This is a genomic window from Halorubrum sp. FL23 (assembly GCF_052439115.2).
Classification (GTDB): domain Archaea; phylum Halobacteriota; class Halobacteria; order Halobacteriales; family Haloferacaceae; genus Halorubrum; species Halorubrum persicum.
The window spans coordinates 23,074-40,969 of sequence record NZ_JBQVRO020000013.1 but is presented as its reverse complement, the minus strand read 5'-3'; the positions used below and the strand labels follow the sequence as shown (position 1 = coordinate 40,969).

Below are 17,896 nucleotides of genomic sequence, written 5' to 3'. Positions count from 1 at the left end.
ACCTGTTGAGTCAGGAAAGTAACTTCGATATTTGAGAATTCCTCGGTCCTACAAAAAGCGCTTTCAGCTTGTTTCGAGACGGTTATAGACACATCCCCAAAGCGCCGCATCGATTCCATACCAGTAAAAGGTGATCATCGGCCAGATGATGATCCATCCAACGATCGTTAACAGAGAGGCTCCTAGCAACAGTGTGACAACAATCGAGCCTATTCCGTTGATAACGAACACGTAGAGCAGAAACCCGTAGAGATACGTGGTTGTGGTGAGCTGTTCGATGATGATCGACGGGTTGTAGGCTGTTTTCCAGTCACCGGTGACTGCATAGTTCATATAGATGCTGGGATACACGTAGAAGCCGGCGATAGCGACGGGAAACACAAGCGGTTCATAAATTTCTGCGGCGAGGAATATGGCTAGTGCATAGACGAGAGTACCAGGCAGCAAGACGAACACAAGCTTCACACCGTCGACGAGTAGATCCCACCAGTCATCGAACGTGGGTGGCTCGACATCGCCGCGACCCGCTGCTTGAGTCAGGCGGACAAAATATCCTGCGGCGATTAATAGGGGGATGATCAACCAAGAAAACAGGATGCCTTGTTTTGCCGCCGAGTGACGGCTATCTCAGACGCTCTCACGGAAGGATTCCGTCAAGCTAACCGGGAATTGGACGCCGTCTGGCGATATGGCATCGCTCAGACGGCTTGCTTGGATGTGTCGAGACCTTGCCAAACAGCACGTTGATGAGCCGGACGTACCCGCCGCGCCGGATGGCGCGGACGGGTACGCCGAGTGGACGCAAATCGCATTGATTCTGTTCCGCGTCAAGCTCGAAAAGAGTCTCCGTGAGACCGAAGATTACCTCAACGAGATGCCTGGCGTCCTCGCCGTGTTTGATCTTGACGACGCACCGCACTACAGTTCGTTTTGTCGGTGGGAAAACGAGTACCGGATGCGTGAACTCCGCCGCCTGCTCCGCCGAAGCGCGGAGCAGGCGGGCTGGAGTGGTGAAGCCGCAATTGACGCAAGCGGCTTTCAACGCGATCAAACCAGCTACCACTACCGCGACCGCGCGAACTACTCGTTCCAGTCGATGAAGACGACGATCTTGATCGACGTGAACTCGCTAGCGATCAAAGACGTTCATTTCACGACACAGAAGGCGTGGGACGGCCACATCGGGATGCAGGTCTTCCGCCGGAACGCGGAAGACCTGCGTGTATTGTCTGCTGACGCGAACTACTCGTGGAGCGAACTCCGTGAGGAGTGTCGCTCGAACTCAACGCGACCGTTGATCAAACACAGGGAGCAAACACCGTTGCAGAAGGCCCACAACGCCCGGATGACCGAGGATTACAACCAACGCTGGATGAGTGAAACGGGCTTCTCGCAGTTGAAGGAAGACGACGGCGAGAAGCTCCGCTCCCGGAGCTGGCACGGCCAGTTCCGGGAGCTGACTCGGAAGTGTATAGTCCATAACCTGACGCAGGCGGCGAGTTAGGGCTCGCCGCCTGCTCCCTTTCTCCGGACGTATCCGGGAGAGGCATCGCCGTCGTCACCTGATCAAGGGAGCAAGGTACCATAGTTTTGACCCTTTGACGACCACCGCCAGCGGCAGTTACTGCATCTTCTGAGCGCAAGAACCGCTCTTTGACGCTGTGAAACCGTGAGTTATTGACCCTACCCCGACGCAGTCTTGCGTTCAACAGGGCAAAACAGGAACAAGATTCCACCGACGAGTACTGTCTGCCATCCATCACGGCTCGGATAGAGCAACGAAAAGCGGAGCAGGCCTTCCTCATCAGTCGGTGGGGCTGGCGTCTTCTCTGTAACGGCCTCTTCAGAACTCATAGACTATACGTTGATACCAGTGATAAAAACACTCTCCGAAGCTCAAAATCGAATTAAAGCAGCGGCCCACTCACGATGTTACGGCTGATTTCCATCTTGCTGCGTCCTTAGAACGAGTTGTATACTGGTGTGCGGCAACTCTTTGAGTACAAGAGCAGAGTCTGAAAGTATTAAAATTCGATATGAGTCTTCACCGTGTTTATTCTCTGTCGACACCCAAACCAATCTATGACCCTCCAACTTGGGCAAGCGATCAGTGATGGAATCAGGCGAATACTCACACCCACCGGGGGAATACTGCTCGTCGGGTTTCTCGCACTCCAGTTACTGACACAGGCGTCGATCAACACGGCGGTTACTAGCGTCTTCCCGGCCGGGCCGGCAGGCGAGATCGAAGCGGCCCTCGGCATGACGCTCCCAGTTTCGGGCACTGTTGCCGGTGGCCTGTTCGTGGGAGCAGTTGTCCTCAGCTCCGCGTATTTCGCCGTTCTTTCACGGGCACTCACACGCCCGATAGAGGAACTGTCGAGCTTTCCGAGTGATCTCTACACGCGGCGAATGGGGCGAGCCACGCTGTCGCTGTTCGTCGGCGGACTCATTGTCGGTCCCACGATTATGATCGGTTTTGTATTGTTGTTCATTCCGGGGATATTCCTCGCAGTCAGTTTCCTGTTTTTCACGTTCGCAGTCGGTGTCGAGGATCGAGGAATCATCGACGGACTCAAGCGGAGTTGGGGACTTTCGCGTGGAAATCGATTGGAGCTCTCCGTCCTCGTAATCCTCGCTGGCGTCATAGGGTTCACCAGTGGCATCGTGGGAACACTTTTCGATCTTACCAACGCAGCAATCGTCGGTGAGCTCATCGTGAATGCGTTCAATAGCATCCTCTTCGTCCTGCTGTACGGAATAATTGCGGCAGCCTATCTACAGGTACAAGGAGACAGCCCAGATCGAGTCGATACGAGTGGGGTTTCTGAATCACTCGATAGCATCGGGAGCTAATGAGTGTGGATTTCCCTTAGATGGAATGTATAAAAGAATAAGATTGTGCTCCGAATCAAACCACACAGATGCCCTCCATCTTTGACAGCCCAGCCATTCGCTATGGTATAAGTTTCGTTAATGCCGCGGTCATCGCCCTCATTGCATTCGCTTTCCTTGAGGGCACGATCCGTTGGGTCGCACTCGGGATTGCCGTCCTTGAGGTGATCGTCACCCCGCAAATACTGAAACACGCGGAGTAGCACCCCCATCAGTACCTGGCTTCGACGCAACCGACCAAACTGCATCTACAAAGTGTGACGGTGTTCATGTGAATGGAGTTCACTGTTCGAGGCACACCGGTTCGAGTCACGAAGGGAACCGTTATTCTCGTGCTCGTCTGCTTGACGGGAATCACCTTCGGCGGATATGACTACGTTCAGCAGTCAGAAGCGGTCGACGATGCTGTGCCGGTCGAAGCAACGATTGAAGAAGCATCCGTCACCCAGTCGGAGAGCCGCGGGGGCTCGGAATATTACGTTCAAATCGAGTTTACCTACCAGTTCCAAGGAACCCAATATACTGGTGACCAGCTGTTCCCCGGTAGTATTAGCCAATCGTATGACACGCGATCAGACGCTCAGTCAGCTATTGAGCAATATGAAGCAGGTGAGACGGTAACGGCATATGTCGATTCCGCCGACCCGAGTGGTGGATTCCTTGAGCGGCTGACAATAACAAGTCCATTCGAATTCATCGCTCTCGGTGGGCTCGGTTTGCTCATTACCTCGCTCAATGCAATCGGAGCGCGAAAACCAGGGTCTGAGACAGGGATCCGTTCCGAACATGAATACTCCTCAGCACGGTATCAAACACTGTTCGGTGTCGACCGAGAGACGATCCACAGCCTCAGTATCCGGCTACTCAAGATAGCACTATTCGTGCTACCGGCCTCGGTAGTGAGTGTTGCAGCGCTTCTTATCTTCTCGGTGTCCGGAAGTGACTATCCAGTCAACCTACAGGTCGAACTGACAGACCCGGCCGGTGTGCTACTCGGGATTGTATTTCTAGCGGCGATCACGCTGGTCATCGCAGTGTTGCTCTACAGCGTCTGGTCGTTCACCGAATACAAGCGACTCCGTGAGCGGATCCCGGAACCGCGACCGCCAAGCCCGTTCACGCATCTCACGCGACTTGTCACCATCTGTATCGGCAACTACGAACTCGACGCCTATGGAAAGCGAATCCAAAAGACCGGGGTCGCGTTCTTGGTAGCACTCTTTTTCCTCGGTGCACTCGCACAGATGCTAATATTCTGAATAGTAATCAACAGGAATCTAATCCGTGTCGATCGGCTATCGTTCGTATGCTTTCGGGAGCATACCCTGGGTCGGTAGCGACAGCACCACCGCCACCCGGTACAGCGTCAAGAATCCGTATCCAAAGCGGTTGCTTATCTCGTTTCACCCGTCCCTAGCGCGCAATCTCATTAGTCACCCATTCCCCAGATAACCCCGGAACAGCCGTCTCTCCACTGTCAAACTTGAATCCTGAATAGCCCTCCTCTCGGAGGCCCTGCCTCACACGCTCCCAGTCAGTCATTAATCACTTCATTGAGCGATTCCGATGATAAGCATTTGCTCTGTATTGAACACGATCGTCAGAGTGTATCACTTCCTAAGGGTTTCAACAGAGCCGGAGCTGCCGATACTAGCCGAGCACTCGCACGGCGTTGGCTCAGGCCGCCGGGAGCGCCCACTTCCACGCCGATCTGAGGGTGACGACGCCCAACGGGCCACCGAACCCGGCGGCAACCGCCCCAACGGAGGGGGCGGAGTAGGCGAGCCCGGCGACAGCGGCGACACCACAGGCTCCGACCACGGCTATCACTGCGGCGACGCGCCGATCGAGCGAGCCGAACGCCGTTGTCTCGACGGGGAGTTCGAACGCCTCGACGGCCTGGTCATACTCTCGGAGGTGTGCGACGCTGTAGTCGTACTCGCCCGCAAACGTGGTGAGCGAGAACGTCCGAGTGTCGCAGGCGCGGTCGACGAACTCTCCTTCACACAGCTCGGCGTCTTGGATGTCGTCGATGGGGGTCGCCCACTGGACTGTCTTGGTGAGGTCGTCGTACGCGACTGCCATATCATCGCGGCGCTGGTACGTCAGCGTGCCGTGGGTGAGAGCGTACTCGATGGCTTTCAGCCCGCCGATGCTGGCCGGTAGGAGGCCAAAACAGACCATCGCGGCGGTGAGCGCTCTTACCGACCCGGCGGTGAGCCCGACCCACGCGAAGAGATATACTGGCCCGCTGCTGACTGCGGCCGTCGCGCCCTGCCAGAGCGCGGTGGCCCGAACAGCGCGCCGGCCTGGACGGACCTCGGCTGCCGGTGGCGCGTCCGGAGCCGCCACCGGCGGGAGCGTTCCTTCTCCCTCCTCTGGGTCGAACGCCACCCCGCTGCGGTAGCCGCGCCACTCCGCGAACAACTTCACCGCGACGAACGCGACCAGCGCGCCGGCCGGGCCGCCGACGATCGCGACTATGAGTGCCACCACGGCCAGCGTGCCTTCAGTCGTCGCGCTCGCGACGACGTCTCGAGGCGTGCTCATTTCGTAGCGTTGCGTCCGGAAGTACTCGCGCTCGATGACGCCGATCTGGGAAACGATGAGGAAGACGATGCTCGCCGCCACGCTTGGGTCGGTGAGCGTTGCCGGCACGTCGACGAACCGGCCCAACACGAAGAGGAACGCCCCGGCGAGCGAGACGGCAGCCCCGAACGCCCGCAAGGCAAACGGGACGTTCCGAGGGTAGATCGGGGGGAGCGCGTCGATGACCGCGACGCTCCCGCGCCGGCGGTTGAGGTCGCTCGGGCCAACGGAGACTCCGCCTGACTCGTCAGACTTGAGCGGGTTGTCCTCGTTGGGACGCTCTAGCTCGTCGTAGTTCGGCGGGCGGCGCGCGAACAGCGCCTTCACCCCGGCAAACGGGACGATGACGACCAGTTCGATCGCGTAGACGACCGCGAACGTCTGTGCACTCCACCCAAGGGAGAACACGCCGACTAGTGGGACGATGTTCGCTGCGACTGTCACCAGAAACCCGGCAGACGAACCGTTCGACGGTGACGCCATCGATTCAGTATATGTCAGCAGTGAATAAAAGTTGTTGATGTGGGATCTATCTGGCTGGACAATCGAAGACGAAGCAGGCCAGAGGTATACTGTTCCCGAGGGGCTCAAGCTTGTTGCCGGTGAATCAGTAACAATTCATACAGGCAGTGGAACGAGTACAACTACTGAGTTGTACCGAGCTTCTGTCTCTCCGATTTGGCACAATAACAGGTTGCCGTAATCGTCACCTATGCTAACGGCCAGCGTGTCTTAGTTGGTGCGAGAGGTTAGCCAGTCGGATGTAATGCCGACCAGCTCAGCACTCATTTCCCAGAGCCGCCGTCGCACCACCTGGTTCGTCGCATCGGGTGCGGGATCTGCGGGACCATCGCTGCCGACGTATTGGCCACTTACGGAGCCATACTGAGGGCCCACGAGAAGCGTTTGGAGGCGTTCGGCGGCCGCCTGCTTTGAGGTGGCGACACCCGGAACCAGACCGGCGATCCGAACCAGCATCCGCGTTCGAAGCGGCGCATCGCGGAACAGGTCCGTCGACGGAACGAACCCCGGATGAACGCAGTTGACCGTGACCGCAGAGTCATCTGGGAGCCGATCATCCAGTTCGACCGTGAAGGCGATGTTCGCCAGCTTTGAGCGGGCGTACGCGTCGAGTGAGTCGTACTCGTCCGTCAGCTGAAGGTCGTCCAGATCGAGTGTCGCCCGCCGATGGATGTCCGAAGCGGTAACGACAACACGCGGATCGGGTGCGTCACGGAGGTGCTCGAGTAATTCGTATGTCAGGAGGTAGGGAGCCAAGTGGTTCACCGCGAGCGTGAGTTCGATTCCGTCTGGACTCTCACGCCGTGACCCAGCCGAGAGTCCAGCGTTGTGAGCGAGGACGTCGATCTGGTCGTACTCGCGTTCCACCGTTGCTGCGAGGGACCGGATGGTGGATTGAGAGGCGAGGTCAGCCTGATGGAACGCAATCGTTCCGGCAAGATCGTTGGAGCGTTCTACGAGAGTGGCCCCCTTCGACTCGTCGCGGCCGACGACTACGACGGTCGCACCTCGTCGTACGAGGTTGACCGCTGCCACCCGTCCGAACCCGCTCGTTCCGCCGGTGAGAAGGATCGTGCGGGCGGAGAGATCGTTGGTCATGCCCCGTTTCGACGCCGACGCTCCAAAAGCGCAAGGAGCACGTACACAATGCCGATCAGGCGGACACCGTCGGTGAGGTGCTCGTTCCACTCCACCGATTCCGGGTTCTCGTACACGAGTGGCCCCGCGATTCGCTCATACAGCCCCGGGATGAAAACCAAGACAGCACCAACGATTCCGGTGACATTCATCAGCCACGCGTGGAGGCGGCCATCACGGAGCACAGCGAGCGTGAACACCACTCCTTCCACCCGAATCAAGAGACCAAACCACGAATGGACGGTATTTTCACCAGGGTTCTCGACCGCAAGCGTCTCGAATACCTCCACGATCCAATCCGGAGCGAGCGTTGTGAGAACGCCCAGCGCACCGAGGAACTGCCGTAGCATTCGCGTTCCTTCGCTCTGACGGAGCTTAAGATTCGGTGCCGGCGGGATCGATCTTTCTCATTGTCATAGCGGCCGCTAAATACTATTAACCAACAAAATTGGGTGGTGAGAGTGTGTGTTGGTTAATTCAGATATCGTGGTCCCCTGAGCTACTACTTCACTGTGTTCAATGCTGGCTGAGAATCATCATAAGAATGTCACTTCGAAGATCAATAGTATTTCAAAACTTGAATACGTAAGGCAGGGTATGTATGATCTCACAGGCTTTCAGCGCGACTTGCTGTACGTAATTGCCGGCCTCGATGATCCACATGGGCTTGCAATCAAAGATGAACTCGAGGACTACTATGAAAAAGAGATCCACCATGGTCGGCTCTATCCGAACCTCGACACACTTGTTGAGAAGGGACTTGTCGAGAAAAGTCAGCGAGACCGACGAACCAATGAGTACACTACCACTCGCCGGGGCACCAGAGAAATCGAGGCACGAACTGAATGGGAGGCTGAGTATATTGATCACGACAACTAACTGAACCCTCGGGTTCGGTTAGAATCCTTAGGGAGCGAGATATACTCACACAATCGCGTTCAATATTGGGACTCATGGATCGGTCAATACAAGAGACCAAGTCTATCAATCAGTGTATTCCGACTCATCGGTAGTCGTTTGTGTAACCGGGAATATCTCTGTGTCAGGTGAGTTGACCGGGCTATCAGTTCCGGTGAGCCACGCAGAGAGGTAGACAACACAGGCGGCGATGACAGCCACCGGCAGCTGACCCGTAAAAACCCCATAGACAACCGTGACAGCAATCGTAGCGCGAGTGAGTGTGTGACGTTCAGCATCGCCGTAGTACACCAATGCCGCGACAACAAACGCTGAAAGCGTGAACCCCGCTCCAATTAACACCTGACCGATCAGGACCACCGAATACGCAAATCCACCTATGCCAATCAGCACCAACGCCGCTGCGATATAACCACGCTTTGGGGAGGGCATATTGAGTTCGTTTCATCCAAATGTCTTAAACTACAGGCATTAGTCACGAAGAAACTCTCATCGACCGGCTGTTTCAGGTGATAATCTGTCTGAAGAATAGGATTTCAACAGAGCCGAATTTCCATAATAAGATATCAATGTCATCACTCTCGGATGTTAGAAGAGGCTCGATCGAACCTTGCGAGAGAGCGTCTTGAAGCGGTTCCGGCAAAATCATACCCGGCGCATTACGTTGAAAAATCCCGGTTTTCGCATTATCTAACAGTGAGTTATCTAGTGCATCACTCTCAACGAACCAATCGAACCATTCTCTTTTGTCCCCGGCTTTGTCGGCGTACTCCTCTGACAAATTGTTGTACTTCCTGACTGTATTCACATATTCAGTATGTGCCTCATCTAATCCCAATTCAACCATTCCTGAATAACACACTTTGCCAGCCTCTGTGAGTGTATTTGTGACAGTAGTTCCTATCCCAGAGGCCGGCTCCAAAATGACTAAATCGATATTGCGGGCTTCGTCAAGTCGTTTAGAAATTGTATCGTGACTCACCACCATTTGTGGTTCTATATCTTTGAACCGTGCCCCCTCGGGGCCGATCGCAAGTATCACTCCGATAGAACCCTCCTTCGCAAAGAACTCCTCCAGCTGGCTCTCCATTACTGGACCGATTGGCAGACGCTTACTAAGATGTTGATTCCGCTCAGAATCTGAGTAGAGTCTGATTCGGAACGAGGTCACCAGTTGAGTGCCATCAGTGGCAGAGCGTATTCAGCGAATTCTGCTTTTCAGCCATCCGTTCGTCGTGTTTTGTGTGAATTCGGTTTCGGAAACTGCACCCCTCCGCTTTACTCAGAATCTGAGCAAATAGTTGGTAACTTGACTTTCATACTATGGATCACTCTAATTCCCCCTCTACACCAACTACGAGACTTGGAAAGCAAGCGGACGAACTCATCGATCAAGAGACCGAATGGGTTGAGTTGCTACCTGAGCTTGATATTTGTCTGTATGAAGGACGAGATAGCTATCAAGAGTGGCATACTGCGACAGCTTTCCGTCCGATGTTTCGTGCCTACCTGTGGGCGAAAGTGGAAGATATATCGCTTTCGACGATTCCCGACCGACTCGAAACAAATCCGGAGTTGGCGACTGCGATGGGCTTTGAGCCGAATGATCTGCCGTCAGAGAGCACGTTCAAACCGTCTCGGTTAGAGGACGACCGATTTGCAGAGCTTCAGTCGACGGTAGAGCGTGCGGTCGAAGAGATTCGGAAACTTGCAGCTAGACGAGGGTCACCAATTGGGTGTGGTCCGTTCAAGCTGCAAACCGGCGAAGATGATGATTCAGGCCCTCCGTCACATCGCACGATTCAACGCTCATTACGGAAGGAAGGCCGGCAGGTACTCGAGGAGTTGAACACGGTCGCGTTCCCCTCCATGTCCATTCCTCGGCCTGACGACCCGATTTATGATGAAGAGGAGCTGCTCGCGGTGGAGGCTTTCGCGGCGATCAAACAGCAGGCAGCGAATGATGCGGGGGTCACGTTAGGAGATGAAATGAATCCAGATCCGGATCTTGAGGATCCCTTCTATGAAGATGGACCATCGGGTGAAACACTCCTAACCGCCATCAAACAGATGTCCGTCGAAGAGATTTCGAAAGTATTGAATTTTGTCATTCAGAAAACATACACGCGTGCGAAACCCCGTCTGAACGAACTCGAACACGATAATGGCTCACGGTTCGGGACGAGAGCGGAAGTCGCGCTGGACATCACGTATGTTGCCTACTATGGCGATCGCGACGAGATGGAATGGGTACAAGGTGCGCCAGAGGGGAAAGAATACACTTGGTGTCACAAGTTTGCGACGGCCGTAATCGTCGGCGAAAACACTCATTACGTCGTCGGAGTGTGCCCGCTTGGGAGTACGGACTACGCTGCGACAGACGCCTATCCCGGCAAGGGTAATTCCTACTATATCGGGGATGTTACACGACGACTCCTTTCGATCGCCGAAGACTACGTCGACATCAGGATGGTGTATGCCGATCGGGAATTCCACGCTGTGGACGTCATTCAGACGCTTACTGACAAGGGATTGGATTACGTAATCCCTGCTCAGAAAGATCAACATCGGATTGGACCGATGTGTGACCGGTTTGACCAAGTGAAGCAGGGGTATCACGAACCGAACGACACCCCGCTGTATGTCGAGGACGATTTCGTCATGCACGGTGCAGTGAAGGGTGGCGTCTCAAACCACACGGTACATACGACCGTTGCCGTGTTACCCCCAGCGGAAGATGATGATGTCCATGAAGAGGGATCGCCACAGCCCTTTATCACAAGTCTCGATGTGAGTGACGAGGTCGCACTCGATCGGCGCTGGGCGAAAAAGCAGATTGAACAGTACAGTGACCGCGGGGCGATCGAGAACTCGTACTCGTCGATCAAGAACGCAGCAGCGTGGACTACCTCGAAGGAGTTCGGAGTACGGTGGTTCCATTTCGCTTTCGGGTGTGTGGTCTATAATATGTGGCTGTTAGTCGATTTCCTCACACAGGAGCGCATTGGAGTCATTAAAACCCGGAAGAAGCCCAGAATCACACTCAGTCGGTTCCTTGATTGGCTGGACAAAGAGCTGATCACACTCATTTAGAGCTCGGTCTGGGCTAGCCCTTCGCGAGAGGCATCACTCTTTGCTGAGGTAGATTTCGACCGATAAGTTTGTTTAGTATAATAATTCTAGCTCTATGATAGTAATTAGAGCGTAATCGCGGCTATTTCTAGCGGATACTGGTCCGAATAGAGTCGATCCCGTGAACGTTTCGACCGGCATTCGCAACTCCACTGGGAAGTGGAGTTCACTAGCTTCCGCTCATTTCAATAGTTCCTAATGGTTCTTAACACGAACGGATGTTCGGGTACTCTCTTGATCGTTCAGTACAAGGCACAAATCGCCCAGTACAGGACAATCATTATTCGTATGGGATGTAATCACGCGATCTCTATTTACTACGGGGTCGGATAGGATGCCGAAAGACTACCTGTAACGACCACAACACGATTGATATGAGCGCAAACAAGAGTATTGTCGGTCTTCAGGTGTCGATACTGGGGTTGGCGATGGCTACCTTCTACTCAGGATCCTCGTTAGAATTATTTGGGTTTTTAGTGCCCATTGCTCTCTTATTATACGGGTCATATCTCGTTGGGACTAACGAGTTTGACCGTTGAAAAGCGAGATTCGCAGTCGTAGTGATTAGAGTTTTCAATAAGTAAATCCCGAAATAAAGTTCTGAGGGAGTTATTCCTTAGTAAAGAACGGCTCTGGTGAATCGCTAGACGGCGGTTGATTTCACCGTTTCACGGCTCGCTTGATGTTGTAGACCGCACACATCAAGACGATCTCACGAAATTCGCGGTACCACGCTCGGGCACGCACCGCGTGGCCGAGCGTCCGCTTGATCGTCGAGAAGACGGTCTCAGACAGGGCTCGTTGGCCGTATAGAGACCCATCGATCCGCGCGTTGTGCGCGTGATCGATGGGTCGGAATTCGCGGTGCTTGATCAGTGGTCTCACGCCCTCTTCGCGCAATTTCTCGCGTAATCGCTGCCAATCGTAGCCTTTGTCGGCAGCGAGGCTGGCAATCTCGCCCGCGTTGCGGAATGCGAGTTGCCAGCCGATCTGCGTGTCATGACGTTTCTCGGTCGTACAGTGAACGTCGAGTACGGCCTGTGTTTTTGTATCGACGAGCGCAGTCGTTTTCAGCGTTTGAATGCGGTAATTCGTCCGGCGGCAGTAGTGCTTGCTGGCGGTTTCACGGTCGAAAAACGTCGCGTCCATCGCCGCGTGATCAGCAGTGTCGTGTAGCTCCGACGAGAGTCGGAGCAGCACTCGCCATATCTTCATCTCGAAGCTATCAAACGCCTTTACGAGCGTCGAGTGATCCGGAAGATCGTCCGCTTCAAGCCCGATCTCGGCCAAAATATGTGGCATCTCGCTCAGCAGATCGAGCGTCTCGCGGTAGGATTTCTCTAGATAAATTCGGAGACAGTGGAGCGAAACGACGGCGTAGTCGGCGAAGCCCCCACCCCCTTCGGGGGCGGCGGCTTCGCCTCGGTCACCAACAGCATTTTTAGCTAACGTGACGGCTTTGCTCGTGAAGCGGGAGATTTTCGACATAGGCATCGGCAATCTCCCGCTTCAACTCCTTTGAACTGACGACCGATCCCGTCGCAGTATAGCGATTCACCAGAGCCTAAAGAACTCATCATCGTATTCACGATCAGAGTCTTCACCAGAGAAGTCCGTCACATCTTCACCGAACGGATCAACATACGGATCGCTGTCACTGCGTCTCGCTAATTCCTCTTTCGTCTTCTCACCCTCAATCCACTCCACCAGTTCGTACTTCCCACCCTCAACTTGTGCCTGCATATCAAGCATTGTTCGATACGCGTGGATGATGTCCAATCGCTCCATTTTTGCGACTACATACTGCCCACGCTCTGTAACCCGGTATTGATTCTTCACCGATGTCTCCCGATCATCGATTTCTGGGGTAATCAGCCCGAGCTCTTTCGCTTCCCCAATCCGCTTCGACAACGTTGATGAACTAATCTGTAATCGCTCGTTCAGATGCTTGAATCGTTTTGATCCACCTTTCAATACGACAAGAAGACCGATCCCGCCACGCAGCTCAAAGAACTCCCTAAGCGTGTCTGCCATGTCTCACACGCTATACCCTGTTGGCATCCGTAGTCAAACTTTCTTCTACCCGCTCTGTTGAAATCCTCTTCGGGGAACACGTTCTGCCCGAGTTCCGGCCAGTACAGATGAAGCACAGATCGCTCAGTACAGGAGACTCGCAGATCGCTTAGACCATCTCAGTTTGACCCACAAGGCACATACGTAATGTAGGACAATTTGAATGTATATGATTTTGAACAAGCGAACAAGTGAGATTTTAGCGGCTACAGCCGCCTTTCTCTTTGTTCTTGGGACGTTGACTGGGTTGCGGGTCTGGGACTTGGAGCCCTCGACTTCAGTACAATCGGCTATAGTTTGGGTGGGTGCGCTACTTATTACCGCCATGGTTGTCTTCCGGGCGTTTCAGGGCGCAGATCTCGTTGGGAATTGGATACTCGCATTCGGCCCATGTTTTGGTTTTACACTCAATCTGTTCATGCCGATCATGGCGGGGCCGGGCGCTTTCATATTCCCAGTTGGAAGTGGAGCAATCATCTCTGGCGTGATTACAGTAGTTGGGTACTTGATCGGACGAGGTTTCAGCGAGGTTTGAGATAAACAGGACGTGTAACCGGATTCAATAAGCACTCTTCAGCGACCGGCTGTTTTAGACGATATATATCTGAAAAATAGAGTTTCAACAGAGCCTTCTCCTCTGAATTTTGCTTCGTTCCAAAACACCATTTGATTTGGAACTATTCGGAAATCGAATCATCCTGTACGCGAATCGCGTTTAACTACCCGTAGCGTAGGATAAGACAGGTTTCCGGAAACAACACCCCGAACCTTACACTTCGATTCGAAGTAAAAATACCTACCAGTCTATGACGGCCACTCCCAACACGAAACAAACGGTCCTTGACTCCTTGCGTGAGTCTCACCGGGAGTGGCCATACTCGGAAGCCCATGACACGGTCAACGCAGACCCATGGCCGCTCGCGTGGGATGCCGCCGCGTTCATCGAAGAATGGTTCGCGCACCGAGAACACAACGACGTAGAAGAAGCGATCTGTTACGTCGAACTCACCCCGTCGAAATTCGGGTATGACGTGGCTGACTGGCATTTCAAACAGCCACCAGCACCGCTACTGAAAGCACATCTACTCCGTATCGTCAAAGGATGGGGCGGCGAGACTGCCCTTCACGACTATCTTGCCGATAACCCAGAACTGGTTGCTGAACTCGGATTCGAGGATGGGCTCGCATCGAAAACCACGCTCTGGCGAGTATGGAATGAAGATCGTCTCTCAGACGAACACAAACAGGTTGTGCGGACTATCGGGCAAGTGCTGGTTGATGTCGCACGCGAACACGACGTGCCCGCGCCGGACGAGGTCTTCCACCCTGATCCGAGCGTTGACACACCTGACGGCATCGAACAGGATGATTCAACAGTTCGGGACCGGACAATTGCGAAAACACGAGAGATCTGGCAGCAAGCCAAGCCGATGGTGACAGAGAACTATGAGCTCCCGCGTGGCAAGAACACAGAGGTTCACGACAACGCATTCCTCGAAGCCCACGCGTTCATCGGTTCACGTGAAGAGATGTACGCGGAGAACGGTACGTGGAATTTCGCGGCAGAGACAACGCGTGACCACGTTCAGACAGGTAGTACTCATCGCCACCATTTACAGAAAATCGGGCCGGATGCCGCCCGGAAGATGCATCGTGACACGACACGAGAGTTGATCGAGCGGGCTCGCCGTGACTCAGAACTCGTTGACGGCGTCCTCGTGAGCATTGACATCACGAAGTCGAATCCGTATCGAACGAAACGGAAAATCGAGTCTGACGAGGACGGGAACGTGACGAACACATGGTTGCTCGGGTACAAGAACGATGATGAAGACGAGTCTACGGAGTTCTACTTTCAATGGGCGAGCATCCAAATTGTCGGATTAGATATTCCACTCGTATTGGATGCGATTCCCGTGCATCGTGGACTCTCGCGTGTCGCTATCGTTGACCAGCTTTTGCAGACTGCGACCGACATGGTTGATATTGAGTTAGTAATGATGGATCGGGAGTTTGCCCACGACCCAGTGAAAGAGGTCTGTGAGGATCACGGTGTGTGGTATTTGAATCCGGGGAAAATGCATTCGAGTGAGCGGGCGACGTGTACGCGTCTTCGCCGCCAAGGGAAGCTTGTCCATATCGAGAGTGATGAGGCCAGCACCGATGACGCTGATGTGGGTACAACGCTTGATGACTTCACCGCTGACGAAGATGACGAAGATGACGGTGATGAAGTTGAACGGAAGCGTGTGTATGTGCCAGCAATGAATGCTGAGCGGACGAATGATGGAATAGAGAATGACGAGAGCGACGAAGCGGATACGGAGTCAGATGAAGAAGATGTGCTTCGTCAGGAGTTACTCCGTGATTTCGCAGAAGCGACTGATGCGGATACAGAAGATGTTGGGCAGATGTTCGGTGACGTGATTGAAGAGGTTCGTGAAGAGGAAGACGAACAAGAACTGCCGGGAAGTGAGGAAGACAAGGAACTGTATATGCTGTTTGAGACGAATCACCCTGATCTCGAACTCCCGGGTGATGCTGGTGAGGACAGTGAGATGTCCGAGATGGAGAAGGTACACATGGTGGCGCGGGTGATCAGGAAGTACAAGCATCGGTGGGGGATTGAGAACGGATTCAAGCAGATCAAGAGCTTCCGTGTCCGTACCACGTCGATGGATCACGAGTACCGGTTCTTCAACTTCCTGTACGCGTGTACGATGTACAATGTGTGGCGACTCACCGATCTACTGGTGAAGTTGGAGCTACGGGCTGAGTCCGAGTTCCGATATGAACCACTCGTGACAGCAGATCTGTTCCTGACGATTGCGAAGGATTACGTCGGGTTAGATCCCCCTGACTGACGTTTTCGTTTCCGGGTTTGCCCCCTCGTGAGTGGCGACACTGCTGTGTAGTCGCTGTTTTCCGGGTTTTCTTCTCTGAACTACCGACTGGCAGTGGCGAGATTCTACCAGACATAATTTCAACCAATAGTTGATGTTAGAAAACTGCTGTATTGGACGTTTTACTCTCTGTCTCGTGAAATTGCTGATCCCCTAAACTCTCATTTTGTATAGCGATATATGATACATTACTCTTGAGCATTCCCTGTCCGATAAGTTGCTTATTTCGCGTGTCTCCAATGGACATACGCATAACCAATACTATTATACTACTGTCAGATAGACGCTATCCTATGAAATCACCACACTTAGAATTACTACAGAGGGCAGCACGCGGGGTTCTTCCCCCTGAATTTCCGTGAGTGAGCAAACCTACAATTGGTCGAGGAAATCACTCGACGAACTCGTCGACTTCCACGAACGCGAAATCGCACCTAAACGCCGGCAGGAAGGATACGATCAAAACGAGATCCCCACCTACCAGTGGCTCGTTGACCACGGCTATAGCGGCCTCCAGTACGCCGTCCAAGAGCATCATGAACTGACCGTCTCCGAGTTCTTCGAACAGACTGTTGGACTTGGTGACGACACGTTATCAGAGACGCCATCGTGGCCAATCGATAACGAGCAGATGATCGAGTACCTCGAACAGTACTTTCGGTCACAACAACGGGGGTCAGCTGCGGAGACCACCCTCCAATCAAAACGCTCGCGGCTCGGTCAGTTCCTTCGCCACTACGAAGAGCTCCACGGGACGGCCGCGATTGTCTCTCGTATCACGGATGTCGCTGACCAGCCTACAGAGATTCAGCGTGTGACCGCTGTTTTCGACGTCCTTGATGAAGAGCTCGAGAGCAATGATTCGAAGCGTCGGTATCGGTCTGATGTCGACGACCTCTACAGTTGGCTCGTCGATCGCGGCTACGGCGCGTTCAATCCTGTCCGATACGACCATGAGTGGGATGTTGCTAAGCGCGATAATCCCGCCCTTGCGCCCGCACAAGTTCGAAATCTCACGGCTACAACTGAGAATATCGAAGAGGAACTGATCGTCTTAGGGCTGTGTGCCTGGGGTTTACGGCGGAGTGAATTAGCAGTCCTCCACGTCGATAACGTTCAGATTCAGGAGGAGTCACCGTATCTCTCGTTCGACACCCGGAAGAACGGTCCCGGAACAGTGGCGTTGATCTACGGTCAAGATACCCTTGAGAGTCGGATCACACAGCTGTCGGAACGGCAGGAGTGGGATGGACATCTGTTCCCCTCACCAGACGCTCGGCGTGATCACGTGACCGGGGAGACACTCAATCGCCGGTTCAAGTCGATCGCCTCGCGTGCGGATGTGCGTGTTTGCGGTGAGCTTCCGACCTCGAAGATGGGACGTCGATTCTGGTACAGCGCATACGCTGACGCCGTTGAGACGGTGATCGATCGCCTCCAGAGTGTTGCTCACGAACAGGGTAGTAGTGACCCGATGGTCGTGTTTCGGAGCTACCTCTCCGAAGAGAAGCGCCGTGAGTATCTTCGCGACGCGATGTATGACCGGCTAGCTGAGGCGTTTGGGGACAAATAATCTGCCACAATCACAGATGTCTTACACTATCAGTCACTTCCTTCGTGTCGGCGAACCTGACTGGATCGTGTTCAAATGAGTATACGCGCTACCGTAGTTCAATCTGGATAATTACCGGAATGGTATACACATTGAACAGTTTGTAGACCCCCAA

Annotated in this window: 16 protein-coding genes; 8 read left to right on the top strand and 8 right to left on the bottom strand. The window is 54.0% G+C overall.

Annotated features, from left to right (window positions below; translation table 11 throughout):
* Window positions 1-63: 63 nt before the first annotated feature.
* Window positions 64-582, bottom strand: a complete 519-nt coding sequence (locus tag ACT4MF_RS14745; RefSeq protein WP_444683190.1) for a DUF4013 domain-containing protein — start codon at window positions 580-582, stop codon at window positions 64-66.
* A gap of 106 nt (window positions 583-688) precedes the next feature.
* Here ACT4MF_RS14745 and ACT4MF_RS14740 point away from each other — a divergent pair, with 106 nt between their 5' ends.
* The 3 genes from ACT4MF_RS14740 (at window position 689) to ACT4MF_RS14730 (ending at window position 4,154) form a co-directional block, all read left to right on the top strand.
* A complete protein-coding gene (locus ACT4MF_RS14740) occupies window positions 689-1,504 on the top strand; it encodes an IS5 family transposase (protein WP_285253342.1) in 816 nt (271 codons plus the stop codon).
* 578 nt (window positions 1,505-2,082) lie between these two features.
* On the top strand, window positions 2,083-2,856 hold the full coding sequence (locus ACT4MF_RS14735; protein WP_444683189.1) for a DUF7847 domain-containing protein: 774 nt from the start codon (window positions 2,083-2,085) through the stop codon (window positions 2,854-2,856).
* A 314-nt stretch (window positions 2,857-3,170) separates the two neighbouring features.
* The gene (locus ACT4MF_RS14730; protein ID WP_444683188.1) at window positions 3,171-4,154 is read left to right on the top strand and encodes a DUF3592 domain-containing protein; all 984 of its coding nucleotides are present in this window, start codon (window positions 3,171-3,173) and stop codon (window positions 4,152-4,154) included.
* Between the two features lie 418 nt (window positions 4,155-4,572).
* On the opposite strand, the gene ACT4MF_RS14725 is transcribed toward ACT4MF_RS14730, so the two are convergent.
* The gene (locus ACT4MF_RS14725) at window positions 4,573-5,967 is read right to left on the bottom strand and encodes a DUF6498-containing protein (protein ID WP_444683187.1); all 1,395 of its coding nucleotides are present in this window, start codon (window positions 5,965-5,967) and stop codon (window positions 4,573-4,575) included.
* 37 nt (window positions 5,968-6,004) lie between these two features.
* Between ACT4MF_RS14725 and ACT4MF_RS14720 the strand changes: the two genes are divergently transcribed.
* On the top strand, window positions 6,005-6,187 hold the full coding sequence (locus ACT4MF_RS14720) for a lamin tail domain-containing protein (protein ID WP_444683186.1): 183 nt from the start codon (window positions 6,005-6,007) through the stop codon (window positions 6,185-6,187).
* A gap of 29 nt (window positions 6,188-6,216) precedes the next feature.
* Here the strand turns inward: ACT4MF_RS14720 and ACT4MF_RS14715 are convergent, their stop codons facing one another.
* Window positions 6,217-7,104, bottom strand: coding sequence for an SDR family NAD(P)-dependent oxidoreductase (locus tag ACT4MF_RS14715; protein ID WP_444683185.1), 888 nt, complete (start codon window positions 7,102-7,104; stop codon window positions 6,217-6,219).
* Window positions 7,101-7,493 carry a hypothetical protein gene (locus ACT4MF_RS14710; protein ID WP_444683184.1) on the bottom strand — a complete coding sequence of 131 codons (393 nt, stop codon included), beginning with the start codon at window positions 7,491-7,493 and terminating at the stop codon, window positions 7,101-7,103. The genes ACT4MF_RS14715 and ACT4MF_RS14710 overlap by 4 nt, the downstream gene beginning before the upstream one ends.
* A 247-nt stretch (window positions 7,494-7,740) precedes the next feature.
* Here ACT4MF_RS14710 and ACT4MF_RS14705 point away from each other — a divergent pair, with 247 nt between their 5' ends.
* Entirely contained in the window at window positions 7,741-8,022 is a 282-nt protein-coding gene (locus ACT4MF_RS14705) for a helix-turn-helix transcriptional regulator (protein ID WP_444683183.1), read from the top strand.
* A gap of 105 nt (window positions 8,023-8,127) precedes the next feature.
* On the opposite strand, the gene ACT4MF_RS14700 is transcribed toward ACT4MF_RS14705, so the two are convergent.
* Both ACT4MF_RS14700 and ACT4MF_RS14695 read right to left on the bottom strand, forming a co-directional pair.
* On the bottom strand, window positions 8,128-8,493 hold the full coding sequence (locus ACT4MF_RS14700; RefSeq protein ID WP_444683182.1) for a hypothetical protein: 366 nt from the start codon (window positions 8,491-8,493) through the stop codon (window positions 8,128-8,130).
* 73 nt (window positions 8,494-8,566) lie between these two features.
* The gene (locus ACT4MF_RS14695; RefSeq protein ID WP_444683181.1) at window positions 8,567-9,151 is read right to left on the bottom strand and encodes a hypothetical protein; all 585 of its coding nucleotides are present in this window, start codon (window positions 9,149-9,151) and stop codon (window positions 8,567-8,569) included.
* A gap of 233 nt (window positions 9,152-9,384) precedes the next feature.
* On the opposite strand from ACT4MF_RS14695, the gene ACT4MF_RS14690 reads away from it, so the two are divergent.
* Complete coding sequence (locus tag ACT4MF_RS14690) at window positions 9,385-11,154, top strand: transposase (RefSeq protein WP_444683180.1); 1,770 nt, start codon at window positions 9,385-9,387, stop codon at window positions 11,152-11,154.
* 699 nt (window positions 11,155-11,853) lie between these two features.
* On the opposite strand, the gene ACT4MF_RS14685 is transcribed toward ACT4MF_RS14690, so the two are convergent.
* A complete protein-coding gene (locus ACT4MF_RS14685) occupies window positions 11,854-12,681 on the bottom strand; it encodes an IS5 family transposase (protein WP_444683179.1) in 828 nt (275 codons plus the stop codon).
* Window positions 12,682-12,747: 66 nt separating this feature from the next.
* Window positions 12,748-13,227 carry an HxlR-like winged helix-turn-helix transcriptional regulator gene (locus tag ACT4MF_RS14680; protein ID WP_444683178.1) on the bottom strand — a complete coding sequence of 160 codons (480 nt, stop codon included), beginning with the start codon at window positions 13,225-13,227 and terminating at the stop codon, window positions 12,748-12,750.
* 845 nt (window positions 13,228-14,072) lie between these two features.
* Here ACT4MF_RS14680 and ACT4MF_RS14675 point away from each other — a divergent pair.
* Together ACT4MF_RS14675 and ACT4MF_RS14670 are read left to right on the top strand one after the other, a co-directional pair.
* Window positions 14,073-16,130, top strand: a complete 2,058-nt coding sequence (locus tag ACT4MF_RS14675) for a transposase (RefSeq protein ID WP_444683177.1) — start codon at window positions 14,073-14,075, stop codon at window positions 16,128-16,130.
* A gap of 397 nt (window positions 16,131-16,527) precedes the next feature.
* Complete coding sequence (locus ACT4MF_RS14670; protein ID WP_444683176.1) at window positions 16,528-17,742, top strand: site-specific integrase; 1,215 nt, start codon at window positions 16,528-16,530, stop codon at window positions 17,740-17,742.
* Window positions 17,743-17,896 lie beyond the last annotated feature (154 nt).

What these genes read in the sequence shown, in the direction of transcription:
- ACT4MF_RS14740 (WP_285253342.1), top strand. Translation starts at nt 689, where the DNA reads ATGGCATCGCTCAGACGGCTTGCTTGGATGTGTCGAGACCTTGCCAAA.
- ACT4MF_RS14735 (WP_444683189.1), top strand. Translation starts at nt 2,083, where the DNA reads ATGACCCTCCAACTTGGGCAAGCGATCAGTGATGGAATCAGGCGAATA.
- ACT4MF_RS14730 (WP_444683188.1), top strand. Translation starts at nt 3,171, where the DNA reads ATGGAGTTCACTGTTCGAGGCACACCGGTTCGAGTCACGAAGGGAACC.
- ACT4MF_RS14725 (WP_444683187.1), bottom strand. Translation starts at nt 5,967, where the DNA reads ATGGCGTCACCGTCGAACGGTTCGTCTGCCGGGTTTCTGGTGACAGTC.
- ACT4MF_RS14720 (WP_444683186.1), top strand. Translation starts at nt 6,005, where the DNA reads ATGTGGGATCTATCTGGCTGGACAATCGAAGACGAAGCAGGCCAGAGG.
- ACT4MF_RS14715 (WP_444683185.1), bottom strand. Translation starts at nt 7,104, where the DNA reads ATGACCAACGATCTCTCCGCCCGCACGATCCTTCTCACCGGCGGAACG.
- ACT4MF_RS14710 (WP_444683184.1), bottom strand. Translation starts at nt 7,493, where the DNA reads ATGCTACGGCAGTTCCTCGGTGCGCTGGGCGTTCTCACAACGCTCGCT.
- ACT4MF_RS14705 (WP_444683183.1), top strand. Translation starts at nt 7,741, where the DNA reads ATGTATGATCTCACAGGCTTTCAGCGCGACTTGCTGTACGTAATTGCC.
- ACT4MF_RS14700 (WP_444683182.1), bottom strand. Translation starts at nt 8,493, where the DNA reads ATGCCCTCCCCAAAGCGTGGTTATATCGCAGCGGCGTTGGTGCTGATT.
- ACT4MF_RS14695 (WP_444683181.1), bottom strand. Translation starts at nt 9,151, where the DNA reads ATGGAGAGCCAGCTGGAGGAGTTCTTTGCGAAGGAGGGTTCTATCGGA.
- ACT4MF_RS14690 (WP_444683180.1), top strand. Translation starts at nt 9,385, where the DNA reads ATGGATCACTCTAATTCCCCCTCTACACCAACTACGAGACTTGGAAAG.
- ACT4MF_RS14685 (WP_444683179.1), bottom strand. Translation starts at nt 12,681, where the DNA reads ATGTCGAAAATCTCCCGCTTCACGAGCAAAGCCGTCACGTTAGCTAAA.
- ACT4MF_RS14680 (WP_444683178.1), bottom strand. Translation starts at nt 13,227, where the DNA reads ATGGCAGACACGCTTAGGGAGTTCTTTGAGCTGCGTGGCGGGATCGGT.
- ACT4MF_RS14675 (WP_444683177.1), top strand. Translation starts at nt 14,073, where the DNA reads ATGACGGCCACTCCCAACACGAAACAAACGGTCCTTGACTCCTTGCGT.